This is a genomic window from Alphaproteobacteria bacterium (assembly GCA_039980135.1).
Lineage (GTDB): Bacteria > Pseudomonadota > Alphaproteobacteria > UBA6615 > UBA6615 > UBA8079.
The window spans coordinates 653231-679665 of sequence record JBDXCV010000003.1; the positions used below are offsets into that span (position 1 = coordinate 653231).

At 59.6% G+C, this 26435-nt stretch carries 27 protein-coding genes and 1 tRNA gene; 7 read left to right on the forward strand and 21 right to left on the reverse strand.

The features are described from left to right. Window positions 1-60 precede the first annotated feature (60 nt). The 3 genes from rlmN to ABJ363_05060 all read left to right on the forward strand — a co-directional run bounded on the left by rlmN (window position 61) and on the right by ABJ363_05060 (window position 2926). On the forward strand, window positions 61-1203 hold the full coding sequence (gene rlmN, locus ABJ363_05050; GenBank protein MEP4378349.1) for a 23S rRNA (adenine(2503)-C(2))-methyltransferase RlmN: 1143 nt from the start codon (window positions 61-63) through the stop codon (window positions 1201-1203). A 148-nt stretch (window positions 1204-1351) separates the two neighbouring features. Beyond that, window positions 1352-1609 (forward strand): hypothetical protein, encoded by a 258-nt coding sequence (locus ABJ363_05055; protein ID MEP4378350.1) that lies wholly within the window; start codon window positions 1352-1354, stop codon window positions 1607-1609. Window positions 1610-1714: 105 nt separating this feature from the next. Beyond that, complete coding sequence (locus ABJ363_05060; protein ID MEP4378351.1) at window positions 1715-2926, forward strand: argininosuccinate synthase; 1212 nt, start codon at window positions 1715-1717, stop codon at window positions 2924-2926. 24 nt (window positions 2927-2950) lie between these two features. On the opposite strand, the gene ABJ363_05065 is transcribed toward ABJ363_05060, so the two are convergent. Beyond that, complete coding sequence (locus ABJ363_05065; protein ID MEP4378352.1) at window positions 2951-3652, reverse strand: NnrU family protein; 702 nt, start codon at window positions 3650-3652, stop codon at window positions 2951-2953. A gap of 91 nt (window positions 3653-3743) precedes the next feature. Here ABJ363_05065 and ABJ363_05070 point away from each other — a divergent pair, with 91 nt between their 5' ends. Continuing rightward, window positions 3744-4100: a DUF3253 domain-containing protein gene (locus tag ABJ363_05070; GenBank protein MEP4378353.1), complete on the forward strand. Its 357-nt coding sequence runs from the start codon at window positions 3744-3746 to the stop codon at window positions 4098-4100. A gap of 15 nt (window positions 4101-4115) precedes the next feature. Here the strand turns inward: ABJ363_05070 and ABJ363_05075 are convergent, their stop codons facing one another. The 4 genes from ABJ363_05075 to ABJ363_05090 are packed head-to-tail and all read right to left on the reverse strand — an operon-like array spanning window position 4116 to window position 6075. Next, window positions 4116-4514, reverse strand: coding sequence for a hypothetical protein (locus ABJ363_05075; protein MEP4378354.1), 399 nt, complete (start codon window positions 4512-4514; stop codon window positions 4116-4118). Between the two features lie 5 nt (window positions 4515-4519). Continuing rightward, the gene (gene folD, locus ABJ363_05080) at window positions 4520-5452 is read right to left on the reverse strand and encodes a bifunctional methylenetetrahydrofolate dehydrogenase/methenyltetrahydrofolate cyclohydrolase FolD (GenBank protein MEP4378355.1); all 933 of its coding nucleotides are present in this window, start codon (window positions 5450-5452) and stop codon (window positions 4520-4522) included. Between the two features lie 16 nt (window positions 5453-5468). Next, entirely contained in the window at window positions 5469-5780 is a 312-nt protein-coding gene (locus tag ABJ363_05085) for a DUF167 domain-containing protein (GenBank protein ID MEP4378356.1), read from the reverse strand. 13 nt (window positions 5781-5793) lie between these two features. Then, window positions 5794-6075, reverse strand: a complete 282-nt coding sequence (locus ABJ363_05090; protein MEP4378357.1) for a YggT family protein — start codon at window positions 6073-6075, stop codon at window positions 5794-5796. A gap of 219 nt (window positions 6076-6294) precedes the next feature. Here ABJ363_05090 and ABJ363_05095 point away from each other — a divergent pair. After that, window positions 6295-6370 (forward strand) — tRNA-Ala (locus ABJ363_05095). 133 nt (window positions 6371-6503) lie between these two features. Here ABJ363_05095 and ABJ363_05100 read toward each other — a convergent pair. The 10 genes from ABJ363_05100 to ABJ363_05145 form a co-directional block, all read right to left on the reverse strand. Beyond that, window positions 6504-7013 carry a hypothetical protein gene (locus ABJ363_05100; GenBank protein ID MEP4378358.1) on the reverse strand — a complete coding sequence of 170 codons (510 nt, stop codon included), beginning with the start codon at window positions 7011-7013 and terminating at the stop codon, window positions 6504-6506. Between the two features lie 520 nt (window positions 7014-7533). Further along, window positions 7534-8010 carry a glutathione S-transferase domain-containing protein gene (locus ABJ363_05105; GenBank protein ID MEP4378359.1) on the reverse strand — a complete coding sequence of 159 codons (477 nt, stop codon included), beginning with the start codon at window positions 8008-8010 and terminating at the stop codon, window positions 7534-7536. Window positions 8011-8329: 319 nt separating this feature from the next. After that, window positions 8330-8773, reverse strand: coding sequence for a nitrile hydratase accessory protein (locus ABJ363_05110; GenBank protein MEP4378360.1), 444 nt, complete (start codon window positions 8771-8773; stop codon window positions 8330-8332). Next, on the reverse strand, window positions 8770-9435 hold the full coding sequence (nthB, locus tag ABJ363_05115; protein ID MEP4378361.1) for a nitrile hydratase subunit beta: 666 nt from the start codon (window positions 9433-9435) through the stop codon (window positions 8770-8772). The genes ABJ363_05110 and nthB overlap by 4 nt, the downstream gene beginning before the upstream one ends. Further along, window positions 9432-10061, reverse strand: a complete 630-nt coding sequence (gene nthA / locus ABJ363_05120) for a nitrile hydratase subunit alpha (protein ID MEP4378362.1) — start codon at window positions 10059-10061, stop codon at window positions 9432-9434. The genes nthB and nthA overlap by 4 nt, the downstream gene beginning before the upstream one ends. 18 nt (window positions 10062-10079) lie before the next feature. Then, window positions 10080-11495 carry an amidase gene (locus ABJ363_05125; GenBank protein ID MEP4378363.1) on the reverse strand — a complete coding sequence of 472 codons (1416 nt, stop codon included), beginning with the start codon at window positions 11493-11495 and terminating at the stop codon, window positions 10080-10082. Between the two features lie 32 nt (window positions 11496-11527). Next, a complete protein-coding gene (locus tag ABJ363_05130) occupies window positions 11528-12532 on the reverse strand; it encodes a zinc-dependent alcohol dehydrogenase family protein (protein ID MEP4378364.1) in 1005 nt (334 codons plus the stop codon). A gap of 79 nt (window positions 12533-12611) precedes the next feature. Further along, complete coding sequence (locus ABJ363_05135) at window positions 12612-13916, reverse strand: TRAP transporter large permease (GenBank protein ID MEP4378365.1); 1305 nt, start codon at window positions 13914-13916, stop codon at window positions 12612-12614. Between the two features lie 35 nt (window positions 13917-13951). Next, window positions 13952-14539 carry a TRAP transporter small permease gene (locus tag ABJ363_05140; GenBank protein MEP4378366.1) on the reverse strand — a complete coding sequence of 196 codons (588 nt, stop codon included), beginning with the start codon at window positions 14537-14539 and terminating at the stop codon, window positions 13952-13954. A 68-nt stretch (window positions 14540-14607) separates the two neighbouring features. Further along, window positions 14608-15690 (reverse strand): C4-dicarboxylate TRAP transporter substrate-binding protein, encoded by a 1083-nt coding sequence (locus ABJ363_05145; GenBank protein ID MEP4378367.1) that lies wholly within the window; start codon window positions 15688-15690, stop codon window positions 14608-14610. Window positions 15691-15831: 141 nt separating this feature from the next. Here ABJ363_05145 and ABJ363_05150 point away from each other — a divergent pair, with 141 nt between their 5' ends. Next, window positions 15832-16455: a TetR/AcrR family transcriptional regulator gene (locus ABJ363_05150; GenBank protein MEP4378368.1), complete on the forward strand. Its 624-nt coding sequence runs from the start codon at window positions 15832-15834 to the stop codon at window positions 16453-16455. Between the two features lie 299 nt (window positions 16456-16754). On the opposite strand, the gene ABJ363_05155 is transcribed toward ABJ363_05150, so the two are convergent. From ABJ363_05155 to ABJ363_05180, 6 genes are all read right to left on the reverse strand, one after another. Beyond that, window positions 16755-18098 carry a hypothetical protein gene (locus ABJ363_05155; GenBank protein MEP4378369.1) on the reverse strand — a complete coding sequence of 448 codons (1344 nt, stop codon included), beginning with the start codon at window positions 18096-18098 and terminating at the stop codon, window positions 16755-16757. After that, window positions 18098-20836, reverse strand: a complete 2739-nt coding sequence (locus tag ABJ363_05160; GenBank protein ID MEP4378370.1) for an MMPL family transporter — start codon at window positions 20834-20836, stop codon at window positions 18098-18100. Before ABJ363_05160 ends, ABJ363_05155 begins: the two co-directional genes overlap by 1 nt. A 60-nt stretch (window positions 20837-20896) precedes the next feature. Then, window positions 20897-21706, reverse strand: a complete 810-nt coding sequence (locus tag ABJ363_05165; protein MEP4378371.1) for an outer membrane lipoprotein-sorting protein — start codon at window positions 21704-21706, stop codon at window positions 20897-20899. Between the two features lie 25 nt (window positions 21707-21731). Then, window positions 21732-22493, reverse strand: coding sequence for a metallophosphoesterase (locus tag ABJ363_05170; GenBank protein MEP4378372.1), 762 nt, complete (start codon window positions 22491-22493; stop codon window positions 21732-21734). After that, complete coding sequence (locus ABJ363_05175; GenBank protein MEP4378373.1) at window positions 22490-22984, reverse strand: cyclic nucleotide-binding domain-containing protein; 495 nt, start codon at window positions 22982-22984, stop codon at window positions 22490-22492. Before ABJ363_05175 ends, ABJ363_05170 begins: the two co-directional genes overlap by 4 nt. Window positions 22985-23078: 94 nt before the next feature. After that, window positions 23079-25013: an adenylate/guanylate cyclase domain-containing protein gene (locus tag ABJ363_05180; GenBank protein MEP4378374.1), complete on the reverse strand. Its 1935-nt coding sequence runs from the start codon at window positions 25011-25013 to the stop codon at window positions 23079-23081. A 292-nt stretch (window positions 25014-25305) separates the two neighbouring features. On the opposite strand from ABJ363_05180, the gene ABJ363_05185 reads away from it, so the two are divergent. After that, window positions 25306-26412 carry an autotransporter outer membrane beta-barrel domain-containing protein gene (locus tag ABJ363_05185; protein MEP4378375.1) on the forward strand — a complete coding sequence of 369 codons (1107 nt, stop codon included), beginning with the start codon at window positions 25306-25308 and terminating at the stop codon, window positions 26410-26412. Window positions 26413-26435 lie beyond the last annotated feature (23 nt).

A 26435-nucleotide genomic window follows, 5' to 3' on the forward strand; every position in this document is an offset into this window, starting at 1 on the left:
GCTCACAATCGGGGCAGCGCGCGGTTGCGTTCACCCGCCGTCGGGCCTATTTGAACCGTCATGCCGATCACACCCGAAAATTTTGCGGCCCCGGAGTCCGCACCGGCCCCGTCCGAAGCTGGCCCGATCAACCTGATCGGGATGAGCCGGGCCGAATTGACGGCGACCCTTGAAGGCCTCGACGAACCGCGTTTTCGGGCCGACCAACTGTTCAAGTGGATCTACGGGCGCGGTGCGACCGAGTTCGACCAGATGACAAATCTGTCGAAAACCCTGCGCGCCAAGCTGGCCGATGATTATGTCGTCGCCCGGCCGCTGATTTCGCAGGATCTTTCCTCCACTGACGGGACCCATAAATGGCTCCTGCGTCTCGACGACGGCAACGAGGTGGAGTGCGTCCATATTCCCGAATCCGACCGGGGCACCTTGTGCGTGTCGAGCCAGGTCGGCTGCACCCTGAACTGCCGCTTCTGCCACACCGGCACCCAGCGGCTCGTGCGCAATCTCGGGCCCGCCGAAATCGTTGGGCAGATCATGCTCGCCCGTGACCATCTCGGCGAATGGCCGACCGCCGAACGGCCGACCATCTATGAACGCGAACTCTCCAACATCGTCATGATGGGGATGGGCGAGCCGCTGTATAACTTCGACAATGTGGCGGCCGCGCTCAAGATCGTCATGGATGATGCCGGGATCGCGATTTCGCGCCGCCGGATCACCCTGTCGACCGCGGGCGTAGTACCCCTGATCGAACGCTGCGGCGCCGAGCTCGGGGTCAATCTCGCCGTGTCCCTGCACGCGGTGCGTGACGAGCTGCGTGACGAGATTGTCCCGATCAACCGCAAATACCCGATCGCCGAGCTACTGGCCGCGTGCCACGAATATCCCGGCGTGCGCAATTCGCGGCGCATCACCTTCGAGTATGTGATGCTCCGCGACGTCAATGACAGCGATGCCGATGCCCGTGAGCTGGTGCGCCTGATCGCGGGAATTCCGTCCAAGGTCAATCTCATCCCGTTCAACCCCTGGCCGGGCGCACCCTATGACCGCTCGACGGATGCGCGGATCGAGGCGTTCGCTGATATCGTCCGCGCCGCAGGCTACCCCTCGCCGGTGCGCACCCCGCGCGGCGAGGACATCATGGCGGCCTGCGGGCAGCTGAAGTCCGAGAGCGAGCGTCCGCGCCGCTCCGCTGCGGGGTAGAGTCCGTAACTTTTTGATATAGCTAGAATTTTTCCCCTCTCAGAATCGTGTTCTTGCCGTTTTGGGCCGACGACACTAGGTTCATCGCAAGGGAAGAGGACGACGCACCCAGGATCCAAGCGCGCAACCATCGCCGGATCAAAGGGACATGATCGATGATTTTCTAATGGGACTGGCCCTCACCATTCTTGGTGGGACCCTTGCCGTTATGGGCTTGCCGACCATACGCCGCTGGCGTTTGCCTTCCCTGACCCCTCATCATACCAGCCGCGCGGGCCGGGTCTTCCGGATACTGATGTCGACACTCGCGATTGGCGCGGGATTGCCCCTGGCGTTGGCCGGACTGGCCATTGTCGCGGCGGCGCTGGCCGGCATGCGGATTATCTGGCCGGCCTGGCCGATCTGAGCATCGCGGAACCGTACGGGTTTCGCCGCTGCCGCACCCTTGCTCCCGGGGCGCGCGCGACTATACTCCGCCGCGATTTACCCAAACGCGAAACGGATCAGAGCCATGGCGTCAGGTGACGTGAAAAAAGTCGTGCTCGCCTATTCGGGCGGCCTCGACACTTCGGTCATTCTCAAATGGCTGGTGGAGACCTATGACTGCGAGGTGGTGACCTTCACCGCCGACCTGGGACAGGGCGAAGAGCTCGAGCCGGCCCGGGCCAAGGCCGAGATGTTCGGCGTCAAGGAGATCTACATCGAGGATCTGCGCGAAGAATTCGTGCGCGACTACGTGTTTCCGATGTTCCGCGCCAACGCGCTGTATGAGGGCGTCTATCTGCTCGGCACCTCGATCGCCCGGCCGCTGATCGCCAAGCGCCAGATCGAGATCGCCCATGAAACCGGCGCCGATGCCGTGTCCCATGGTGCGACCGGCAAGGGCAATGATCAGGTCCGTTTCGAACTCGGCTATTATGCGCTCGACCCGGACATCAAGGTGATCGCGCCCTGGCGGGAGTGGGATCTGACGTCGCGGACGAAGCTGATCGATTTCGCCGAGAAGCATCAGATTCCCATCGCCAAGGACAAGCGCGGCGAGGCGCCGTTCTCCGTCGATGCGAACCTTCTGCACATTTCGGCCGAAGGAAAGGTGCTCGAGGATCCGTGGCACGAGCCCGAGGAGTATCTCTACTCCCGCTCGGTCTCGCCCGAAGCCGCACCCGACACGCCGACCTATGTCGAGATCGGTTTCGAGGCGGGTGATCCGGTCTCGATCGACGGCGAGAAAATGTCCCCGGCGACATTACTGACGAAACTGAACGAACTGGGCGGGGCCAACGGGATCGGCCGGCTCGACCTGGTCGAGAACCGATTCGTGGGTATGAAATCCCGCGGCGTCTACGAGACCCCCGGCGGGACCGTCTTGCTGGCGGCGCATCGGGCGATGGAATCGCTGACGCTCGACCGGGAGGCGGCCCATCTCAAGGATGAGCTGATGCCGCGCTACGCAAAGCTCATCTATAACGGGTTCTGGTTCGCGCCCGAGCGCGAGATGATTCAGGCGCTGATTGACAAGAGCCAGGAACATGTCGCCGGCACGGTCCGCCTCAAGCTCTACAAGGGCAATGTGGTGGTGGTTGGCCGCCAGTCTCCGAACAGCCTGTATTCCCTCGACCATGTCACCTTCGAGGATGACGAGGTCTATGACCAGCGCGACGCCGAGGGCTTCATCAAGCTGCAGGCGCTTCGCCTGCGGCTGGCCAAGGCGCTGCGGGATTAGCTGGCGGGACGGGCCGAACCGCCGTTACCCCAGCCCCGGCCAGGCGGCCACGCCGAGCGCGAACGGGTGGAGCGCGACCAGGCCCAGATAGATCGCGACCGTAAGAAGAAGCCGCCACCAGCCGATCCCGGCCCAGTCGAAGCTGGTGCGTTTCGACAGGATGGCGCCGAAGGGAACCAGGCTGGTGGTCAGCAGGATCGGACCCCAATCCGCGCCGTACAGATACTCGCGCCGCTTGTCGATCCGCCACATCCCGACCACGGACAGGATCAGCATGCCCGCGAACAGGGTGACCGCGCGGGTGTCGCCATTGACGACAAGATGTGCGCCGGACCACAGGGACATGCCGTTGAGAAAGGGGTGCCGGGTGATGCGAATGATGCCGCGGGTCAGGTCGCGCCCCGGGTCGTCCGGCGCGGTGCCGGCGATTGTCGGTGATGGCGTCGTCACGCCGCAGATGATTAGGAACAGCGCCAGTGGCATGGCGATCGCGGGCAGCCAGAGCAGGGCGTCCGGAGTCTTCCAGAGCGGATCGATCGGCGCGCGGATATAGGCGAGGATCATCCACGCAAATACCACCACCATCAGGATCGAGTAATAGGCGAGAAAACGCGTCTCGCCCATCCGGTTGATGAGCGCCAGGCGAATCGGCGCGCTGGACAGCATGAAATGGCCGCCGACGAACAGCGCGGTGGCCGCGAAAAGCGCATCCAGACTGCCGATCATGATGTCTCCCGATTTACGAGCTGTGGTGCCGTGATTATCCGGCGGGAAACTGGGAGTCGTCCAGTCATACCCCGGCATGCTAGTCAGGGGCATGACCGATACGAATGACACAAATCAATCCGACGAAACGTCTGACGCGGACACGCCGACGGATCCGTCAACCAACACGGCACCCACGCCCGACCCGGTCGCGGCGATGATGCTCGAACAACTCGCGGCGGCGAAGCCGGGGGGATCGCTCTCGCCCGAGGAAATGGCACGCGCCGTCGCCGACGTGCGTCGCAAACCGAATGATCCGCCCGATCTCTGGCGGCGCTACATGTCGGCGGTCAAGCAGCAGGGCATTCATCTGGCCCGTGCCGGGTCGATCCAGGTGTTGCGCAAGGGCAAACTGGTCGAAGATCCGGCCCGCGTTAAAGGCGTCATCCGCTACCGATTGCCGGCATAGCCGGGCCGTTGGCGTCTATCGCGCCGCGAACAGTTCTTCCATCGTCGGTGCGGTCGTGACACCGGTGAAATAGGCGGTCTGCGCCGGCACATCGTCCGCGCCGGTCGCCGCCACATAGCGGCTGACAAAGGCGCGATAGACCCCGTATTTGAGATAGAGTTCCCGGGCCGTGACGGTGGCGCCGGCATACTCGGATTTCAGCGCGCCGACGCCGCACTCGCCCGGGTGCACCTCGAAACGTTCGATCGTCGCCGTCGGCGCCGCGCCGGTTGGATCGGCGATTACCGTGTAGCCGTGGGGCGTCGAATTCTGGGAGCGGCGGAATTCGCCCAGACCGCCATGGCCCGCGCCCGGGCTGCAGGCGCTCAGGACCAACGCGCCGGCAATCGCAACCGACGCGGAGAGGCGGGTCATACCCTCTACCAGGCCGGCGGCTCGATGCCGTTCTGACGGCAGGCCGCCGTCACCGTGTTGGCCAACAGGCAGGCGATGGTCATCGGGCCGACCCCGCCGGGTACGGGCGTGATCGCGCCGGCGACCGCGACGGCCGCGTCGAAATCCACATCGCCGACGAGGCGCGTCTTGTCCGGGTCGTCGTCGGTGGGCGCGGCGATCCGGTTGATGCCCACATCGATGACGGCCGCGCCTGGCTTGATCCAGTCGCCCTGCACCATCTGCGGGCGGCCGACCGCGGCGACGAGAATATCGGCCCGGCGGCACACGTCGGCGAGGTCCTTCGTGCGCGAGTGGGCGACCGTCACCGTGCAGCTCGCTTGCGTAAGGAGGGCGGCCATCGGCTTGCCGACGATGTTCGAGCGGCCGAGTACCACGGCGTCGAGCCCGGACAGGTCGCCCAGCCGGTCTTCGAGCATCATCCGGCAGCCGAGCGGGGTGCACGGCACCATCGCGGCATCGGGGCCGGCCATCTGGCCGGTCGCGAGGCGCCCGGTGTTGATCACGTGGAACCCGTCCACGTCCTTGTTTGGCGCGATCGCGTCGATGACGGCATTCGGGTCGATCTGATCCGGCACCGGCAGTTGCACCAGGATTCCATGCACCGTGTCGTCATTGTTGAGTTGTGCGACGAGCGCCAGCAGTTCGGCCTGGCTGGTAGACGCATCGAGGCGGTGGTCCGTCGTGGTGATGCCGGCCTCGGCCGCGGCCTTGCCCTTGTTGCGGACATAGACCTGGCTTGCCGGGTCGTCGCCGACCAGCACCACGGCGAGGCCCGGAGTCAGACCGTGGGCGTTCCTGATCCGGGCGACATTCTCGCCGATGCGGCCGCGCAGGGCCTCGGCGAAGGCCTTGCCGTCTATGATCTTGTCCGCGTACGTCACCTTGGGGTCGGTCATTTTCTTGCTCGCTCGTTCACGCGCTGTGATTCACCAACGCCTCTAACATGGAGATGAGAGTCGGGCCATCGCCGGCAATGTGGATCCGCTTGTCGCGTCCGGCAGCTCCCGAGGTCACCGACAGGGAGGATTTCGGCACACGCAGCGCGTTCGCCAGCAGCGCACACACGGCCGCGTTGGCCTTGCCGTCGGCGGGCGGTGCGGTAACCGAGACCTTGAGGGCCGCGCCGTCGCCGGTGTCGAGGATGCCGTTGCGCCGCGCGCGCGGGGTGACGCGCAGCTGCAGGCGGATGCCCGCCTCAAGGACATCCCACGGGCGATCTAGCAAGGGTGGGCGGGGCTCAACCCAGCAACAGCCCCGGGATGAACTGCTGCAGGAAGCCGAGGATCAGGATGACGATCAGCGGCGACAGGTCGATGCCGCCGACGGCGGGGATGACCTGCCGGATCGGGCGCATCGCCGGGTCGGTGATCCGGTAGAGGAAGTCACCGATCTGGTAGACCATGCGGTTGGACGTGTTGATCACGTTGAACTGGACGAGCCAGGTCAGGACCACCGAGATGATCACGGCCCACATATAAAGGCCGATGATCGTGCTGATGAGGTTGGCGATAGCGAGCATGTTCTTCGATCCGCAGGTGCGAAAATGGGCGTCGGAAACGCCATGTACTGGCGGGTTCGAGACTAGCCAGCGCCTTTATCCGTGTCCAGTCACACGCAGGTCATATGGCGATCCGCGCATGACTTGACACGGATGGCGGCCCGCACCCATATTCCCGCCGCGCCGCGATGCCCCCGACCGACTTCCGGGGGTCGCGCGCAGGCCGTTTTCGGCATCGGTGGGGCCGTAGCTCAGTTGGGAGAGCGCTACGTTCGCAACGTAGAGGTCAGGGGTTCGATTCCCCTCGGCTCCACCATTTTCTCTGACGTATCCAATGGAATTGACGATCCAAAGACGCTCATCTGCGCATGGGATACCTACTGTTTCAATTTCGCGCATAGGTATCGCGGCGCCAGCGTCAAGAATCTTGGCTTAAAACCTAAAACGGGTCACGCTAAACGACCCATAGCCAGAAGCGCGCCATAAATGAATAGACCATAGGACCCAGTTGTTCCGAGAACCATTCCAATTGCGCAAACGGGTTGGAAACGCTTCAAGGGCCTTTGGGTGCCATTCCCTCTTAAAACATCGAATGCGTGCTGATAAACCTGCGTGGTCAAGGTTTGGAAAAAGTAAGCGAAGCCAGCCGCGACGCATCCGCTAATTAGCCCAAACACAAACCAAGCTGTAACAGGTAATACACCGGGAATCTCTGATTGTTGGTTGGTCCAAAGTTGCCCAACAAACGCAAGTAGGGCGACGATAGCACCGCCGTTAATGAGGATGGCGGAACGAATGGAAACCAGACCGATGTCTACAGCAGCTTGATTACTAGTGTTGATTCGATTGGTCAGAACCTGCCAAACCGGGTCGTTGGGTGGTGGTTCTTTCAAAGAGTCCAACGCGTCTTCATCGGGGTTGTTAGTAGCGTGGTTCTGATGTTGGTCTGGATGTGTCATCTCTGGCCTTGAATTCAGAGCGGCTGTGCAAATTCGCGCTCAGCCAGGATAAATGAAAGAGTATCATCCATGCTGGGTATATTTCGGTCGTTATCGGGTCATAACGAGGAAATTTGACCAGAGACGAGTTCGCTCGCGCCTCGAAGCACCACCAAATTTCTTAGTGTCTCTGCAGAACGTCAAAGCTATCGACCGAACCTCCGGGCTTCCGGGGGTTTTGTCGTTCAGGGTTTAGGAAGTGTTGGACGTTTCGTCGAATGCTGGCGGAATATGGCCATTCGTCTCTGTTCTCGATTTCGCGATCCAATACTTTTTCGCGATTGGCCTGCTGTTCAGGCGGTGCTTAAGCCGAAGTGGCGACGCTACTGATGGCAGTCCGTTAGCAGATCGCACCGGCGCTCAAGATGGGCAGCTAAGAGGATTGTTGCCTGACGTACTCCGAAGACGAACCCGACCAATCTCGAGTGCAGGGTGAACGTGCTGTGTTCAGTCACCTTGCGACATGAAACCGAATATCGATCTAGTATCCCCGCTCTTCCTTTAGCTCCGCTGCGGTCTTGAAGTACTCGGGGAATTTTTCCGATAGCCGGGAGGTGAAGTAGAACGCCGCTTCGTAGGACGGTCGGGCCTTAATGTCCTCCCACCAGTCACTCATAAGCTCCAGGTCTTGCCAAATGGTGTCGTAACCAAGGTCGTCCATCCGGTCGATCGACGGCGTCACCTGGGCATCGATGAGCGTGTACTGGCCCCCGAGTATCCAGGGGCCGCCCAGTTCGTCGAGCGACCTTTCAACTCGTTCACAGGTCTGGCGGATCTGATCGCAAGCGCTGTCGATCTCCTCCTTTCCGAAACCCTGCTGGGTCATCCGCCTGTAGAACTGCTTGCGGAGCGGAAGCCGGTCAGCGTGGGCATCGAATTCCGCGTCGCTCTGCTTGGCATAGCGCATCGGCGCGAGCAGGTTCGCAAAGCTGGGCACGCGGACAGCCGACGTCGGCACCTCATCGATATAGCGATCCAGGCGCGTGCCCGCGCGCGAAGGACGGGATCCTTGGGCATCAAGGAGGGCTCCGGGTAGACGTCGTCCAGATACTCCATAATCGCTGATGACTCGTAGATTGCCTGGCCGCCATCAACCAGGGTCGGGATAACCCCGTTGGGGTTGAGCTTCATATATTCCGGTTCCAATTGTTCGTTCTTCCCGAGATTCACCTCATGCTCAACCCAGTCCTTGCTCCGTTCGGGGAACCCCTTTTCTGCCAGAGTCAGTCGGACCTTCTGACTGCATGTCGAGCCAGCCGTGTGATAAAGCTCAATGGTCATCGTATTTGATCTCCTGAACCATGGTCGTGTTTCGCATGCTCTGCTGTACTGCGATCGTGGCCGAGAACAATGGGTTCGCCATGCGCTGTTGCACGTGCCGCGAGGTCCCAGGCATCTCGGCGGCAGGCGAGTTCGTCTGAACCAATCACGCCCTTCTCGGCGACAATCAGTTCCAGGGCACGAAGCCAGTGGCTGTAGTAGGTGTCGCCCAGATCGGCGTCACCGAGGTGCTGAGCGTGTTTGATCTGGGCACCAAGTCGGTCCGCCCATTCCGGCCATGTAAACAGACCGCGCGCGTGAAGACTCACGACCATGGCGAACGCCTGGGCCTGCCAAGGTTCAGCAAAGATCGGGCCGTCCTCATCACGTGGCAGACCGGGCAATACGTCTGACCCCGGGTCATCTGCTTTTCTTGTTTCGGTCGTGTTGTTCGCGCTCATCCGGCGGACTCCAGATGGTCGTCCCACAAATCGACCATGATCGTGTCGTGCGCCGCCGCGCCGTCGCCCCATAATTCGCGTGTCGTAAACCGGACAGCATAGACGTGCTGTGGCTTTTTGTTTCCGTCGATGGCGTTGGTGTCGGGAAAGGCAAACACGCCATGATCCCGCACGATGGTGCCGGTGCATCCACGCACGTAACGTGGTGCCCGCGTGTGCGTGACGCGATGCCGGTTTATGACTCTGACGGCGTCACCTTCGTTGAACTTTGCTGTGACAGCTTCATCCACCCGGGCTGAAGCACCGCGCGCTACTCCCGGTGCGACCATTTCGGGCTTGAGTGGTGGCTCTTCGGTCCGTGGAATGGACTCACCTGCCGTCGCGGCATCGAGTTCGGCTTGGGTGACGAGTTCTTTTTCCAGGAGCAAGGTCACCAGGCCATGGAGCCAGGTCTCGTAGTAGCTGCGGTTGAGATAGTCTCTGGCGGGTACGTTCTCGCGGGCGGATCGAACCATGTCGATGTTCCAGCGCCGCCAAGCACCACAGGCGAACGCCATGGCCAGAACCCGGCTTTCCCATTCGGCGTGGAACACGGGTTCGTATTCCTCGCGAAGGATAGCCCCCATGCCATGCATGCCCCCCATATCATGCGCGCCGTTCATCTCGGAGCGTCCCCGGGTGTCGCGGAGACCAGACCGACACCTATCATCGAATCACGAGTGACGATGGCGGTGAGTTCCTCCTCGCTCCACCCCTCGGTTCCGTCGGGCCGCATCGGCAGGACGAGATAACGCAGCTCGGCTGTACTGTCCCAAACCCGGATCTCGGTTTCGTCCGGCAGAGTGACTCCGAATTCCTCGAGAACGGCCCGTGGTTCGACGACAACGCGGCTGCGATAGGGAGCCGATTTGTACCAAAGCGGCGGCAGACCCAGCACCGGCCACGGGTAGCAAGAGCACAATGTACAGACGACCATATTGTGGACTTCGGGCGTGTTCTCCAGCGCAACCATGTCCTCACCCTGATAGCCTCCGAACCCTAGCTCGGCGATTGCTGCCGAAGCATCATCCCGCAACCTTTGTAGGTAGTCTGGATCGGACCAGGCACGGGCAACCACGCGCGCTCCGTTGCGCGGCCCAATTTGATTCTCGTACAGGTCGACAATCTCATCCAGCGTTGCCCGGTCCACCAGACCTTTCTCGGTCAGCAGGGACTCAAGGGCGCGTACTCTGAGTTCTGTTTCACTCAGTTCGGAGCCTTCATCGGCATGTCCATGGTCAGACGACATAACGGGCACTTCCTCCAGTCAATTCAGCAGGGGCGGCTTTCCGATCCGCGATTTCACAGTTCCCAGTTTCCGTTCCGCGGCCAGAGCGACGGCCAGAAGCTTTTCCTCGCTGCCGCCGGGCCCCATGAGTTGCAAACCGACAGGCATATTCTCGGAGTCCAGCCCGACCGGCAACGTGATCGCGCACCAGCCAAAGAAATTCGCGGGCGCGGTGTTGCGGGCCCAGGTGATCTCCGGCGGGTCGCCAACGGCATAGTGAGGTACGCCATCGACGAGCGCGGGCGGAGTTCGCGGAACGGTGGGACAGGCAATCACATCAACATTTCCAAAACACGTCGTGGCCGCCGATGCCAGTGTGTGCACCCGCGACTTGCTGGCCTGATCTTCGGTTATGGTCAATCGCTCCATATATTTGCGCCGCTTCGCAAGGCGTGGCTCCAACTGCTCGATCCATTCCGGGAGCTCGCCTTCCAGGAAGGAATATAATTCGGGCATGGGTATTCGCCCTCGGGAGAAGTCGTGTTGAATCTCACGGCTCTCGGGCGAGATGGTATCTGTCAGCCGGGCACCTGACGTTTCCAGTTCGGTCAACGCCTGGTGGACCGTTTCTGCAATACCCGGGGAGCATTCATCCCAGAAACAGCTATCGGCCATACCAATGGTGAAATCACCCAATCGCGCGCCCGCGAGGTCATTCAGCAGTGCTTGAGAGTCAGCGGAGTGGGTTGGGTCGATGGCGCCAAAAACGAACGCAGCATCCTCGACCGAAAGGGCAATTGGCCCCGGCGTATCGTCCTGTGGATCAAGCGGTACAATGCCTTCGGTCGACCAACGCCCAGCGGTTGTCTTTAGGCCAACAGCGCCTGTCATTGCCCCGGGTATACGAACCGAGCCCCGCGTGTCGGTCCCAAATGCGGCCATGCACGACCCTTCCCACAGGCTCACCACCGCTCCGCTCGAAGACCCGCCCGTGCCGCGAGGTGTCTCAGCATCCCAGGGGTTTCGAGGTGCGCCCCAATGTGGATTGTCACCGATGACGCTCGCTGCAAATTCCACCGTATGGGTCTTGCCGACGAACACGGCAAGTTGCTTCTTCGCTTCCTTGACGATTGGACCTTCGGTCTCCCACTTGATAGGCAACTGTTTTGAGGACCCGGCATAGGTCGGCAAGCCGGCAACGCCATAATGGTCCTTGAAAGATATCGGCAGGCCCTGAAGCGGTCCGAGGTCGAGTTTTGCCGCGAATGCCGCGTCGGCGCCCGTCGCCATCTGTGCCGCCAAACCGGCGGCCCAAACAACATAGGCGTTCAGCTTATTTCCGCGAGCATCATGACGTTCGCGCATGGTCGCCCACAGCGTAGAGGCCGAAAGCTCGCCAGCACGCAGTCGTTTCGCCGTTTTGCCGAGTGTCGCTGTTTCGTTGTCGTGGCCCATCAATACAGGATCCGATGCCCAGCGGAAAACGACTAGGCGTTGGGGAGAACCAACACCTTACCGTCGCGGTGCGCCATGGCGTGGGTTACCGCCTCCTTGATGTCCTCGAGTGGGTAGGTTGCTTCGATGTTCGCAAACATTCGGCCTTCCAAAATGTAGTCGCGCAGTTCGTTGTAAACGGCGGAACGTGACTCGGGCGTTGATCCACGTCCCTGCAGCCACTTGCTGGTCCAGATGCCCTGGTGGCGGATATTTCGAAAGATTATATCACCGGCCGAGAGAACGCATGGATCCCCAGACAGCAAGCCATAGGTGGCAATCACACCGTTTTCGCCTAGACAATGCGCAAGCCGTTGGGTGGCCTCTCCAGCAACCGCATCGATGCCAAGTTTGATGGTAGCTCCGCCCGTCGCCTTTTTCACCCGCTCTCCGAGGTCGGGGCCGTCGACGATACAGATATCTCCGTTGGAGGTCGCGATCTGCTGTTCGAGTCCTTCTCGGCGCACAACATTGACCGTGTGGTAGCCATAGATCCGGGCAAGCTGCATCAGGTAGTTGCCCACGCCCGAATTTGCAGCGTTCTGAATGACCCAATCACCCTCCTCCAGCTCGACAACCGTCTTGAGCAGTTGCCAGGCCGCCGGCGGGTTCGCCATCAGCATGGAAACCTGTATCGGGTCGCAATCAGAAGGAAACTTGACCGAGATTTTGTCCGCCGAAACAACGATCTGCTGACGCCAACAACCTCCGGAATAGAGCGGGATCATCACCCTTTCTCCGACACATACGTTGCTCACATCCTTGCCAACCTCGACAATCGTACCGGCACCTTCGCCCCCCGGTACCGCGGGCAATTCGGGCTGAATCCCGTATCCACCCTGGATCGTCAGAATATGGGGTGGATTGATAGCTGCCGCTTCGATGTCGATCAGGACATCGCCTGGACCTAGGGGATCTGTCTCCATTTCGACGACTTCGAGTACATCAGCCGGTTCTCCGGTCCTCGAAAATTGAACAGCTTTCTTGCCCGCGCCCATGTTGCGTTCTCCAGTTTTCAGTCGTTAGCTCGTCTGCAACGGTTGTCTGATTCCGTGCACCCATCACCCGCCTGCGTGTCTATCGCCCCAGCTCTACAAAGAAGAGGCTGATATCGGGAAAGACCATCACGAGGATCAGCACGATCAACATCGTGACGGCGTAGGGTGCCGCGCCAATGAATATATCGGCGAGGGTGAAGTCCTCGTTTTGGAGCGTTGATTTTATGACGTAGACCGCCAGACCAAGAGGAGGGGTCAGCAACCCAATCTCGACGGCAATAATCGTTACGATTCCGAACCACACCAGATTGACGTCGAACGGTGCCAGGATGGTCAAAAACAGAGGCACCATGATCAGAATGATCGATCCTGAGTCGATGATCGTGCCAAGAATCAGGATGATGACAACATAGATCAGCAGCAGCATCACGAGACTGGCATTCATTTCGCTGACCCAGTTTCCGAGCAGTGTCGGGAGGCCCGAGACGCCGAGCATGCTGCTGTACATGTGGGCGGCGACCAGCAGGAACAGGAGCGTTGCTGTGATGTCGCCGGTTTCAATGAGAATGTCCCGCATACGGCGCAGCGTCAGCACACGACGCCAAAGAGCAAATAGCAGCGCGACAAAGGCGCCCGCTGCGCCGGCTTCCGTTGGCGTGTAGAGACCGGCATAGATGCCGCCCAGCACCACAAGAACAAGAACGACGATCGGAAACAGCTTGGCAAAAACCTCACGGGCAGAGAGCTGTTCCTGGTCGATCGTGGAATCTTCGCTCAACTTTACGATGGCGGCAGGATTGAGAACCTTTGTCGGCAACACATAGGCCATGAACAGAATCAGGCCACAGTAAGCGAGGGTTAGCAAAAGCCCGGGACCGATGCCCGCGAGAAACATATCCCCGACGGACTGTTCTGCGATGAGTGCGTAGATGATCAGCAACACCGAAGGGGGGATCAGCATGCCAAGCACCGATGAACCGGCGACCGTGCCGACAGCGAACCGCTTATTGTAGCCGAAGCGGAGCATCTCCGGGACGGCGATACGGGAGAAGACGGTCGCGGAGGCGATCGAGACTCCGGTGATTGCGGCAAAAATGGCGTTTGCGACAACGGTCGCCATGCCAAGCCCGCCGCGAATTCGGCGTACGAAGAAGTGAGCGACCTGATAGGTGTCTTTCCCCATCCCGGCGGCACTTGTAAGCAAGCCCATCAGCACGAATAGAGGAATGACCCCGAACAGGAATTCATTGACGGTCTTGAAGGCTGAAATCCAGAGCAGGCTTGCCGCAACATTGGCGTTGCCCTTGAGGACCCAGACACCAATGAATGAAACCAGTGCCAGCACGATCGGCACATGCATGCCCATGTAGATCAGGAACAGCATCACCGCGACGGAAACCAGTCCGATCTCCAAACCGCTCATGACGGGTCACCCCGCTCGGCCGCTTCGGCCTCGATATCGACTGATTCTTCGGTTTCGAGAGGCGGCTTGCCCAGCATCGCGCGCAGGTGATCGATCCCCATGATCAGGAACTGGATGACCATCGCCGTGCAGCCGATGACGACCATTAAGCGCTGCGGCCATTCTGGAATTGTGAAGACATCCGTGTTGCCGACAAAGTACCCGCGCTCTAACGCCTGCAACCATTTTGGCCATCCCTGCTGGACGATCACGCCCATCAAGAAGACGCCGGCGAGACTGAACGCCACCCCCATGGCGTTGCCAAATTTGGGATGTTTTTCCAGGATTCTTGCAAACAGCGCGTCTGAACGAGTGATGCGTCCGGCCTTGAGGGCGTGCGTGACCTGCATGAACAAAATAACGACGATCGAGATCTGGACGATTTCGATAACACCACTCAGCGGTGCCCCGAATACGAACCGCAGGGTGATGTCGAGTGTGATCAAAACCATGATCACGAAGATCCAGACCGAGGCCAGCACACTCATGGATCGCACAAACCATGCAAAGAGCTTGTACAGGGTGATCAGCACGTCGCTAAACACGGCTATTTCTCAGATGGAACATGGAACACCGCCCTTCTCGATCGCTGACCCAAGCCAGCCTCTGATGATTAGTCCCGATCCCAGTGTCGCAGAATGGGCTGGTTTGCTTCGCGCATGGTGTCCATGTAAGCCGTGAGAACCTTGGTTCCCGGCTGCCCCTTGCCATCGAGCACACCCGCCCATTTCTTGGCAAAGTTGGGCATCATCGTCGCCCACTTGGTGCGATCTTCGTCGCTCATGACAGATGTCTTCGCGCTGAACTGTTCCTTGCAGCGCGCAAGCCCTTTGGCGGCGCCTTGGGTCACCCGTTGAACGTTGGCTGCGTGCCAGGTCTCTGCTGCAGAGACGAAGGCCGTCTGAACCTCTGCTGGCAAACCATCAAAGAAGTCCAGGTTGATGTTGATGCCGCCGGTCTGAACCGCACCGAGCTGAGGATCGATCATGTACGGAGCAGGTTCACAGAGTTTGAACGCACCCATTGCCTGTTTCCAGGCGAGCATGTTGTCGAAGATGCCGGTCGAGAGGCTGTTATAGGCTCCACCGATATTGGTCTGCACGCCAGCCGCACCGATCGCCAGCACCCAAGGCAAGTTTGGCCCAGCTGCGCCGACCTTGCGGCCTTTGACATCTTCCAATGTCGTGATGGGTTTCGCCGAAATGAGGACGTAGTTCTCGACCGTCCCTGTCGGATGCAGGTTCATCTGATTGAATCTTTCCCAGCCTTTCTGGAACTCGGGAAACTGATCCTGCAACCCCTTCACCGTACGGGCGACCAAATCCAGATTTTGGGTTGTAAACGGCGTTTTGAATGAAATTTCATAGAGCGGCACTTTGTCCGCATGGAAGGCTGAGACGACGATCCCGACATCGCCCAAGCCGGATTCCAATGCCTCAAGCTCGCCTCGCACTTTGACGACCTGACCGCTGTGCGCCAGATTCCAATTGATCTTGTAGTTTCCCGTTTTTGCCAAAGCCTCGTCGATGGTCGGTGCGAACGTCTCTACCGCGGCGCCAACGACCGTCGTTACCGGCGGCAACCCCGAGATAAAGGTGACATCGATCGACTGTTGAGCATATGCGCCGCCACTCTGAAGAGCCATCGTTGCTGCGACGGCGGTGGTGACAAGCATCGTTTTGAACTTGGCAGACATTTTTGGCCTTCCCTTCATCGTCCCTCGAACTGAGCGCGCTTTTCCTGCGCTAAGATTGGCATGTGATCCCAGGTTGAATTTTTTAGTGATTGATATAATAAAAGGCCCAACCCCAACGTCAATCATTTTGTAGTGATCACTATGAATAATTCTGCTGCTAACGGCAAACGCCGCGGACGGCCTCGCTCATTTGATCGCGAGGCGGGGCTCGACAGCGCCATCCAGGTTTTTTGGGCTAAGGGCTACGAAGCCACATCAATTGATGACCTAACGCAACGAATGGGAATCAAGCCCCCGAGCCTGTATGCAGCGTTTGGGAACAAGCATGATCTGTTCATGCAGAGTCTGGACAGATATGCCGAGACAATCGGCCATACGCCGACTAATGCGTTTCTGGACGAGACGGATCTTCGCCGAGCAATAAAGGCCTTGTTCGATAAGACAATCCAATGTGCAACGATGCCACGGAAGCCCAGAGGTTGCTTGCTGGTCAGCGTGGCGACACAAATGGCGGAGACTGATCCTGAGGTCCAGGCGTGGATGTCGCGCGCTTATGCAGCCCGTGTGTCTCTTGTTGCCGAACGTGTCGCTGCAGAACAAAAGACCGGCCGGATTTCGAAAACGCCCGACGCGGCCAGTTTTGCCAAAATGGTCGTGTCCATCACGCACGGACTTGTTGCCCGGGCACGAGTTGGATCAAGCCGCAAAGAGATATCTGATCTGGCTGAAAACTATGTGGACCTACTGGTCCCGCCATCAGTTTGATCCGAGCCTTTACCGGCCTAGAAACGACGCTTTATTCGAAACTGGATTGGAAAGTCGAACAAGGGGTCGTTTGCTCGCGACCTCTGTCTTCTATTGGCTCTCTATGCCCAGTGAGGGCGTTTTCTGGACAGTCTCAAGGACGCAAACGTCCGTAAGCCATTTAGTAATACAAAGGAAAACAAAGCGATTGTTGGATCGAAGTTCGCAATTCGATTCCCCTCGGCTCCACCATTTTCACTGGAAAATCGGCCAATAAACGATTGGCCCCGATCTGAATTAGCGAAACACGCGCGCGCATATCAGAAGCTGCGAATGAAGCCCAGCTCGATATAGTCGTTCTTCCGCCAGCGTCCGAACTGGGTGTCGTCGGGCCCATTGTAGAAGCCCCCCGAAAGCCGGAACTCGGTGTTGTCGTCCGGTTCGAAGCTGATCTGGCTGCCGAGGCTCGAATCACCATCGCGGAAATTATGGGTCCCGCCGATCCGGAAGCTCCATTCGTCGTCACGCTGGAAAGTGATGCGCATGAGAACGCTCTGGCGGTGGGGGCGTGAGCGGGCCGAGTTGGTGACGAAGTTCGTCGCCGTCTGGGACGACATCGACAGGTCCTGGGAGAATTCGAGGACCGGGCGGATCTCCTCCAGGCCCAGCTCTGAAGCGAATTCGGTTTCGCGCACGGTGCCGCCGACAGAATATTTTATGAATTTCTGATCTTCATCGTCATAGGTGTGCTGGTAGATGGCGTCGGAATAGAACTGCCATTCACCGAAAGTGACCGAGGCACCCGCCGCCGGCGAAAACGCCTTGGGCTGGCTCTTGATGAAAACATTGGGGGCGGTGGTGCTTTCGAGCACCGGGTATACCGACGGCCCGACATGCGCGAGCGCGTAAAAATCGAACCCGTCGCGTACGCCCTCATACTTCGTCATGTAGGACCAGTTCGAAACGCTGCTGTCGCGGAACCGCTCGTTGATCCTTACGGGCGGCCCGCCCACCACGGTCGGCGTGCTTACGGAAAAGAAGGTCCCGTCGCCCGAAAGGCCCTTCCAGCGCGAATCGCCATCCGATGACTGCGCACGCTCCTCGAAGGGCATGACGTAGAAGGACAGGGTGTCGTTTTCGATGAAGTAGTCGAAACGCCCCTGCCAGACCCCGAACTCCTGGGCGTGAAGCGGGTTCGCCCCCGCGACAAAACCGAACCTGTCCGTCGGGGCGTAGAGATTGGCGAATCCCACCTCGATCGGCGCCTTGCCGACAACAACGGTGTAGTCGAACTTTTCCAGGCTCAGGAAGGCGCGGTTGACGTCGATCCATCGCGCTTCCGACCGCTCGTTGCCCGGCGGCGTCAGGAAGCGGCGCGTTTCGCTGCGGCCCGTATTCGCGACGGCCTGCGCGTTGAAATTGAAAAATAGCTCATCGGTAATTCCGGTGAACGTGTCCATCTCAAGGCGTGAATAGAACTGGAAATGCTTGTCGTCGATCTTGTCCGACTGGTTCTGAACATTCTTCAGAAAACCGGTCACGAATGCTTCGCCCCGATAGGTCGAGTTTCCGAAGAACTCTTTCGCCGACGTTACAAGATCGACGGCCGCGGCCGGTTGCGTCGCCGCGACAAGCAGAAAGGTTGCGATGGCCAGTTTACGCATCAATTCGATTCCCCAACCTGTGCGCGCGTCTCGATGGCGATTAGCCGGCTCGCGAGGACGCGGCTGATATTGTGGTTCAGGCGCGATGCAATACGCGGATAGAAGCGCAAGGCGCGGCTGACCTGTTCGGCATCCAGGGCCAGGAGCTTACCGGCACTCTTCGCGCGAATGGTCGCCGTGCGATCGGCATCGCCCAGATATCCGATCTCTCCGAAGGCCTCACCGGCCGTCATCACGCCCAGGGTTGCCGTCGCGCCCCCGCGGTCCTGGAGTGCCTCGAACTCGCCCTCGAGAACAACATACATATTACTGTCCCTCTGACCCTCGCGGATAACCTCGGTTCCGGCATCCACGTCGCAGACCTCCGACAACAGGACGGCCTTCTTGATCTGCCCCTGCGACATATCGCGGAATATCGGGCTGTTGCGGACCACGTCCTGTGCCAGGTGAAGTTTCAGAACATCCCAGATGCCGACGAGCCGCAGCCGGCGCAGGATGATCGGGGTGAGCAGGAGGTCTGCGAGCATCGCGTAGATCATCGTGAGCGCGGCCAGCGCACCGAACTGGGCGACGATGGCGAAGTTCGAGAACATCATGATCCCGAAACCGAGGGCGAGCGACACGGAAGTTGAAATAACCGGCACCGCCTCCGACCACAGCGTCTCGCGCACGGCAAGTTGGTGGTCGGGATTGTTGCGACACTCGTCATTGTAGCGCGTGAACAGATGTGTCGTGTCGTCGATCGCGATGCCGATCGCTATCGCTGCCACCGTTGCCGTGCCCGGATTGAGCGGGATATCGAGCATGCCCATGAGGCCGAAGTTCATGATCACGGGAAAGGCATTCGGTACGAGCGATACGAGCCCGGCCAGCGGCGATGTGAACAGGACCGCAATGATCACGAAAATAACCACGAGCAGCACCGCCAACGAGGATACCTGTCCGCCGAACAGGGATTCGGCAGCCCGGTTGATCATCAGATTCTCTCCGGAGAACTGATAGGTAATGTCTTCGTCCAGCGTGCGCGCGAGGTAGGCCTCGACCCGCGCAAGCTGCGCGTTCAGTTCCGATGATTCCGACAAATTGTGCCGGACGACGATGTTGGTGCGGCGGTTGTCGGCGCTGATGTAGCGCTCGAGATCGTCGCGCTGGAACATCAGCATGTATTGTTCGACCAGCGGTCGCTGGTCGGGCACCGTGTGAAATGCGGGATCGGCGCCGTTCATTTCCCGGTTCACGAGTGCCAGATGGTCCGGAAGCGAGATGACCTTGTCGTACACCCTCTGTTCGCGCAGGAAGGCAACCGTTTCCTCGGCTTGCTTGAGGAACTCGGGCTCCAGGAAGGCGTCCTCGCGCTCCGACTTCAGGGTCAGGTAGAAAACCTGCATCCCCGACAATTTCTCATGGAGCTGGTTGGCGTCCTCCACGATCGGATGTGCGCCGCGAAAATAGGATAGCGGGTCGTTGCTGACCTTGATCGTGGTCGCAAAAAAGGCAAACACGACGACGACCGAAGCGGTCACGATCATCACGACCTTGCCGTGATTTTCGACCAGATTGATAAACATCAGCACGAGGGCCCCGATGATACCCTTCGGGCGCTCGCCTTCCGGCGCGAGCTTGCTCTGCTTTGGCCCGATGACGGTCAGCAGCAGCGGCACGATTAACACCGTACAGACGAGATTGGCGATCATCGCGAAAGCGGTGGCGAAGGCGAAGTCCCGGATCAGCGGGATGTCGTTGAGGGCGTTGGATCCGAAACCGATCGCCGTCGTGAATGACGTGATGAAGATCGGCAGACCAACATGCTTGGCCATATACCGAATGGCGCGCCGCCGGTCCTTCTCGTCGTCAAGGCCCTGCAGATAGGCCGATAGCAGATGGGTGTCCTCTGTCGAGCCGATGACGATGACGAGAGAGGGCACGATCGCCGTCAGGAGCGTCAGCGGCAGGCCGAAATGTCCCATGAAGCCGAATGTCCAGGCGACACTCAGCAGGGACGTGGCGATCGGAATGACCGCCGCGCTCGACGTCCGCAGGAAAAAGATGATCGAGGTGATGAGAATGAGTGTGGAGATCGGCGACAGGACCTGCATGTCGGCGAACATGCCGCGTTCGATCTCGACGTTGAGGCGGGGCGGCCCGACCTGAAAAACAGCGCCCAGTTCCTCGCGCAGGGGTGCGATCGCTTCCTCGACAGCGTCATGGAATTCGAGGTTGAACTTGGGGTCACGGCGATCGCGCTGGATCGTGACATTGATGGCGGTCGTGGTGCCGTCTTTCGAGATAAAGTTGTCGCGGACCAGCGGGCTGTAGAGCGCATTTTCGCGGGCCTTGTCGATCTCCTCCTGCTCGAAGGGGGTCTCGTACATGATCTGACCCATGTCGAGGAATCCGGCCTTGTCGCGAATGTTCAGTACGCTGAAGAGGCTTTCGACGTTTTCGACCGCATCGAGCGATTCCAGCGCGACGACCGTGTCCTCGATCGCGAGAAGCTTATCCTCCGTCCACAGATCCGTGTCCCGGATATAGATGATCGTCGTGTTGTCGGAGCCGAATTCCGCGACCGTCTCGCGATAACCCGGCCAGCCCGGGTCGTTCTCGCTGATGAGGCTGTCGTAACTGGTGTCGATCTGCAGATTCGGCAGGCCGGAGACAAGCCCCAGGGTAATCAGGATGAGCAGAACGAGCGAAACCAGCCGGTTGCGTGCCCCCAGCGTCATGATCCATTCGACCATCGTGCCCCCAAATAATCGTCGTCAGTTGTGCCGAAGCGATCCAGATATCCCGAAGGCGAACTAGCGCAGGTGGCGGTTCGAGGTGATAAAGCGCGTGTGGAACAGCTGTTCGGGAACGTCGCCTTCCTCGAAGGTGCGCTCGATCACTTCAATTCGGGTCTTGTGCTTGAGTTTTTCATTGTCCATCAGCGAGATGCGTGCCCGATACATATCGCCGTCGATCTGTTCGATCTGCTCGGCGGCCTGCTTTTTGATAAAGCGTCCCCGCCGATCGAAATAATCGGTGCGGGCGATAAAAAAGATGTCCTTGAGAACGAAGAAGCGGCGGGACTTGTAGCCGGTTTCCGCCTTCACCGTGGCATCCTGCGGGAAGGCATCGACGACGAAATACTCGGTGCCGTCAATCGTCTCGTCCGGCAGGCGTTCATAGCTGAACTTGTCGCGCGATTCCGAGATGAGGTCCTCGAAGGTGTAGTCGGTTCCCATGAAGTAATTCTTGCGGCCGCCCTCTGCGATGCGTTTTGCCCTGTTGCCTTGCGCGGGCAAATAGAGCCACTGGTCGTCATCCTGGTTGTCCTGCTGCCATGTGAGCAATGCCGTACCGCGAATGCCGGATGGTGCGTGGAAGGCCATCAGATAGCGCGTCTCGTCGTCGCTAATTTCACGCGCATAACGCTGAACATCGCGCTTTTCTTCATTCCCGCTCCGGTCGATGAGCGTCATCTTCTGGACTTCGAATTCAAAGGGTCTGTCGTGGCGCTCCGAGACCTCATCCATGATCTGCCGGCCCGTGAGATTGTCTTGCGCGCCCGCCGGTGAAACCCAGACTGCGACCGCGGCCGCCGCCACAAGCATTGTGAATCGCCCCATCATCTGCTTCCCCATATTCAACTGTTCAATGTCCAAAGACCGACACCGGCTCGCCGTTGCGCCATTCCTGCAGGCTGACCTCGCCATTCTCGATGACGACGAATGTCGGGTTGAACAACCAAGTGCCCGTATTCACATATAAACGCCCTTCGCCCAAGTTTACCACACCTGCATGGTGGGTGTGACCGAAGCAAACAACGTCGAAACCGCGCCGTAGAATCTCGTCCGCAGCAGCGCTGAAGGCCTTGTCTTCGCCCTCGATTCCCTCGCCGTCCTCGGGCCTGCGAAAGCGCGACTTCAGCTTCTCGAAACGAATCCACTGGTAGTAGAGGCGCGGCCATGCGTGCAGGAAGTAACCGGCCAGATGGGTTACAAACTCATAGGCCGCCGGGTGGTTCGAGAAAAACGGGTCGTACAGATGCCCATGTTCGACGCGGATACGCTTGTCGCTTGAGCGCACATTGAGGAACGGGACGACCTGGAATCCGCCCCATGCCTCGATGAAATGCTCAAAAACGATGTCGTGATTTCCAACCACGTAATACAGGTGGTTGCCGGCATTGAATATGCTGCTCAGGCGCGACATGAGCTCCGGTGCCTCGCGCGCCAGTTTCGTGAACGAGGTCTGCGCGATTTCCAGCCAGTCGCCGTTGATGCACAGCGCGTAGTCGGTCGTGGAGACCCACTCCAGAAACTCCCCGATTTCGCGCTTGGTCGTGCAGAACGGATTGCCGAGATGCACGTCCGACATCAGGATGATCTTGTCCTCGCGTACGTTCGTCTTCACGACGCGTCGTCTCCGCTGCCGGGTTCGTTCTCGTCTTCGGGCTGATGCTGGTATTCCGGTCCGGTGATTGATTTGTGCATCTGCTCCGTGCCCATGCTCGCCTGACGCTCGACCTCGTCGGCATAGCGACCGCTGAGCGAGCGGATGCGCCCGCTCATCTTCTGGAGCATCTCGAACGCGAAGGTCGGATCACGGCGGATCTTGAGCAAAAACCCGCCCGAATGAATGACGTACACCCTGACTTCGCCCTTCGCACGTACGGTCGCGCTTCGGGGCTCGGATTCCAACAGCGACATTTCACCGAAAAAGTCGCCCTTTTCCATCGTGTTGAGAATGATTTCATGATCGCCGGCGCGCTTCGTGGCGACAGCCTGACCGGACTGGATGATGTACATTTCGCGGGTCAGGTCGCCTTCACGGACGATCACTTCACCGTCCTGAAAGACCTTTTCAAGTTCCTGTTCGAAACGCTGATCTTTCTTGAAAAACATACCCTCGGGCCCCCGTCCGTCCCTTCTATATCGCAGCGATAGCGCGGACGCGAATCGCGACAGTCAATTACGCGGTCAATCGGGTGGCCGCGAATCACTTCGTTGTCAGATTGTTGATCGGCTCCCAGTCCGCCTCCGGCGGATCCGCGGCGAGCGCGCGCACCCGCGCGCACCATACCGAAGCCACCCGGTCGTCCGCCGCGATGCTTTCGAACAGTTCGGCGGAATCGTCGAATCGTCCTGCCCTGTATTGGGCTAGGGCTTCGGCGAAAGTCGCGAGACCGGCCCTCTGCTCCTCACTCACATTTTCCTCGAAGCCCAGCGGTTCGAATATTCGCACCGGCGTGTCCCGCCCCTTGACCCGAACCACATCGAGCTCGCGAAACAGGATCCCCTCTCCACATTGACCCTTCGTCACCTCGTTCACGATGATCGTCGAGCCGTACATCTTGTTCACGCCCTCAAGGCGCGAGGCGAGATTGATGTCATCGCCGACAATCGAGTAGCTCAGCCGGCGCCTGGAACCGATGTTGCCGACCAGAAGCGGTCCGGTACTGACCCCGTATCGATTGCGAAGACCCAGGCCACCGGGGAGCGAAATCTCGTCGTTCAACGCCTCGACGCGCTCTTTGCAGGCGAGCACCGATTCGATCGCGTTGCGTGCGTGGTGGGGGTCGTCAAGCGGCGCGCCGAATGCCGCGACCACCGCGTCACCGACGAATTGCGCAACGAAACCGTTATATTCCTCGATGGTATCGGCCATCACGGTGTAGACGGTGTTGAGGAAATCAACCAGTTCGGACGGGGACAGAAGTTCGGAATAGGTCGAATAATTCTCGAGATCCGAGAGCCAAACCGTCATCTCCCGTTCCTCGCCGCCTTGCTCGGGTATCCGGCCCTCCTCGACGAGGCGTTCGACCACGGCCGGTGCCAGGTAATGCTCGAATGCATTGCGGATGTGGCGCTGCTGGCGCCGGTAGAAGCCGCCGACAACCGCGCTGCCGACCCCGTAGGCCGCAGCAATCCCGAGCGACGGCATCACGACCGGGAAGATGAGCGCGTAGGAGAAAAAGACCCAGAATGCGCCCACCCACCAGGCTATAATGAATAAGCCGACGGCACCGAGGCGCAGGAATTGCGGCCAGACCGCGAACGCCAGCGCGATGCCCAGCGCGACCATGAACAGGACACTGACCGTTTCTTCGATGAGCGACGGCACATGGCGCTCGCTGCCTTCCAAGAACTGGGCCAGCGCGTGGGCATGGATGACCACGCCCGGGATGTTCGAAAGATCCGGGTCGAATACGGCGGCGTAGGGCGTTCGGTGCCGGTCGGAATCCGGCAGATCGGCCCCGATCAGGACGATCTTGTCGGCGAACCAGGCATCGGGCAGCAAGGTTGCAGAGTGGATGGGGAAGCGCGCGAAGGTGGCTTTGTTCGTGTCGGCAGGCGCACCACGCCACACCAGAGGGCGGCCGTCATCGGGCGCCGCATGGCCGAGCGCCCCTGCGATGGCGAGACTGAAACCCGGGACGCGCGCGTCACCGGTCCCGGCGCCCGCGGATACGGCGCGTACAACCCCCGAAAGGGTGTCGGAAATCAGGACGATGTGGCCGCGATTCTCGGGCGGGACAAATGCCGTCTGGAATGCGTACTGGCTTTCGGTCAGCCCGTCTTCGATCGTCGACCAGCCGACGATTATCGGGACCGAAAAATTACGCAGAGTCTGCGCCAGCAGCAGATCCTTTTGTTGTTCCGTGCCGCGATCGAACAGCATGTCGATTCCCACGGCACGAACCTTGGCGGCTTCGAGCTTCCGCAAGACCGTCGTCAACACCGCGCGGTCATAGGGCGAACGATATGGGAGTTGCGCCAAACTCTCCTCGGTGATCGTCAAGATCAGTATATCCGGGTGTTGTGCCGCGTTCGGCGTCAACATGGCCACGCGCAAATCGGTCACTTGTCGTTCAAGCAGGACGAGGAAGGGCAGCACGCGTGGAAGCGCGATGATCACTGCGGACAGCGCCAACGTGATCGCTACGGTCGAAAAAATACGCCGCGTGAGATGTCGCTGATGGAACCGCAAACTCCGCTCCGAAATGCCCCCGAATTATGCACCAAACATAACCGACCGAGGGCCACACAACATCCTTTTCGCGCAAAGAAGCAAGCGGCCGGCCATTTCAACTCGGGGCCGAGACCATTCTTGGCCTTCAATAAGGCATATGCTAAAGAGCACTCGCTACATTTGGTTAATATTTGGGGAACAGGCTGTGGCTCGTCATAATCTCGTGGATTCTCGACATGGATCGCTGTCGGCGATGGCTGAAAAGCTGTTCCGCACCAACCGGTTCGATTTCGGGCCGCTGCTCGCGGCAGCCGTGTTGGTGGCGTTTTCCGTTACCGATGCTCAGGCGACAAACAACAGCGATACAACCGAGTTCAACCCGGGTTCGCAGGCCGTCGATTCACAGTTGAGTAGATCGAACACAACCAACTTTGTCGCGGTTATCGGAAACCAGATCAGCCGGTTCGGCGGCAATCTTGCGAGTTTCATTCTGACCGTCGAACTGCCCGGCGAACGCGAGGGTCTGGCTGCCGGTTACGAGCCCGAGCGCGTGGGTGTCTGGACGAACATCTCGGCCACCAATATTCGTGACACCGTCACCGCGACACGATACTCCGGCGAACTTCGCAACTATGTGGTGGGTGCGGATTATCGGTATTCCGACGAGCTGCTGGCCGGCATCGCGCTCGGCAAGGATCACGGCGAAATTGACACGCCCTTCAACAGCGGCAAGGTCAACACGGATTCGAAGACGTTATCCGGCTATGCCTCGTATTCCTTCGACGAGACGTTCAGCGTCGATTCTATCCTCGGCTATGCGCATGGCAGTTTCGATCAGGTCCGCAACGCCGGCGGCATCATCAATGCGAGCGACACGTCGTTCAACCGCTGGTTCGCCCAGGTAAACGGCAATGGCGTATTCCCTATCCCCGAAGTCGACAATCTGCTGCTCGCCGGCCAGGCAGGAGCGCTCTATGCCTTCGAGCGCGTCGATGACTTTACCGAGACGGGCGTGGGTGGCAATCAGGTTCTGAGCAGAAGCAATCCGCTGACCCAGCTTCAGTTTTCCGGGCGGGCCGGCTATAGCTTTTTCGATCTTGCTGACGGTTGGGTCGTCCATCCTTACGGCCAGCTGCGATATATTCGCGATCTTCAGGCCAACCGCGTCGATGTCGGGCCGGGTCAAGTGGACCACTCGAATGACGACAGCGAGGCGCAGCTCTCGCTCGGTGTCGATTTCTTCGGCGGTCCGAACCTGAGCGGGAACCTCGAATTCACGCACAGCATGCTGCGTGAAAATTTCCGCAGCAACGCCTTTTCCGTGAACCTCCGCTGGCAATTCGGACCAAGCGCTGAATAAACCCCAGCGCCCTTTCGCACGCG

Bases quoted from the DNA above. Each gene is read 5' to 3' on its own strand.
- rlmN (MEP4378349.1), top strand. From the start codon at position 61: ATGCCGATCACACCCGAAAATTTTGCGGCCCCGGAGTCCGCACCGGCC.
- ABJ363_05055 (MEP4378350.1), top strand. From the start codon at position 1,352: ATGATCGATGATTTTCTAATGGGACTGGCCCTCACCATTCTTGGTGGG.
- ABJ363_05060 (MEP4378351.1), top strand. From the start codon at position 1,715: ATGGCGTCAGGTGACGTGAAAAAAGTCGTGCTCGCCTATTCGGGCGGC.
- ABJ363_05065 (MEP4378352.1), bottom strand. From the start codon at position 3,652: ATGATCGGCAGTCTGGATGCGCTTTTCGCGGCCACCGCGCTGTTCGTC.
- ABJ363_05070 (MEP4378353.1), top strand. From the start codon at position 3,744: ATGACCGATACGAATGACACAAATCAATCCGACGAAACGTCTGACGCG.
- ABJ363_05075 (MEP4378354.1), bottom strand. From the start codon at position 4,514: ATGACCCGCCTCTCCGCGTCGGTTGCGATTGCCGGCGCGTTGGTCCTG.
- folD (MEP4378355.1), bottom strand. From the start codon at position 5,452: ATGACCGACCCCAAGGTGACGTACGCGGACAAGATCATAGACGGCAAG.
- ABJ363_05090 (MEP4378357.1), bottom strand. From the start codon at position 6,075: ATGCTCGCTATCGCCAACCTCATCAGCACGATCATCGGCCTTTATATG.
- ABJ363_05100 (MEP4378358.1), bottom strand. From the start codon at position 7,013: ATGACACATCCAGACCAACATCAGAACCACGCTACTAACAACCCCGAT.
- ABJ363_05110 (MEP4378360.1), bottom strand. From the start codon at position 8,773: ATGAGCGCGAACAACACGACCGAAACAAGAAAAGCAGATGACCCGGGG.
- nthB (MEP4378361.1), bottom strand. From the start codon at position 9,435: ATGAACGGCGCGCATGATATGGGGGGCATGCATGGCATGGGGGCTATC.
- nthA (MEP4378362.1), bottom strand. From the start codon at position 10,061: ATGTCGTCTGACCATGGACATGCCGATGAAGGCTCCGAACTGAGTGAA.
- ABJ363_05125 (MEP4378363.1), bottom strand. From the start codon at position 11,495: ATGGGCCACGACAACGAAACAGCGACACTCGGCAAAACGGCGAAACGA.
- ABJ363_05130 (MEP4378364.1), bottom strand. From the start codon at position 12,532: ATGGGCGCGGGCAAGAAAGCTGTTCAATTTTCGAGGACCGGAGAACCG.
- ABJ363_05135 (MEP4378365.1), bottom strand. From the start codon at position 13,916: ATGCTGTTCCTGATCTACATGGGCATGCATGTGCCGATCGTGCTGGCA.
- ABJ363_05145 (MEP4378367.1), bottom strand. From the start codon at position 15,690: ATGTCTGCCAAGTTCAAAACGATGCTTGTCACCACCGCCGTCGCAGCA.
- ABJ363_05150 (MEP4378368.1), top strand. From the start codon at position 15,832: ATGAATAATTCTGCTGCTAACGGCAAACGCCGCGGACGGCCTCGCTCA.
- ABJ363_05155 (MEP4378369.1), bottom strand. From the start codon at position 18,098: ATGCGTAAACTGGCCATCGCAACCTTTCTGCTTGTCGCGGCGACGCAA.
- ABJ363_05160 (MEP4378370.1), bottom strand. From the start codon at position 20,836: ATGGTCGAATGGATCATGACGCTGGGGGCACGCAACCGGCTGGTTTCG.
- ABJ363_05165 (MEP4378371.1), bottom strand. From the start codon at position 21,706: ATGGGGCGATTCACAATGCTTGTGGCGGCGGCCGCGGTCGCAGTCTGG.
- ABJ363_05175 (MEP4378373.1), bottom strand. From the start codon at position 22,984: ATGTTTTTCAAGAAAGATCAGCGTTTCGAACAGGAACTTGAAAAGGTC.
- ABJ363_05185 (MEP4378375.1), top strand. From the start codon at position 25,306: ATGGCTGAAAAGCTGTTCCGCACCAACCGGTTCGATTTCGGGCCGCTG.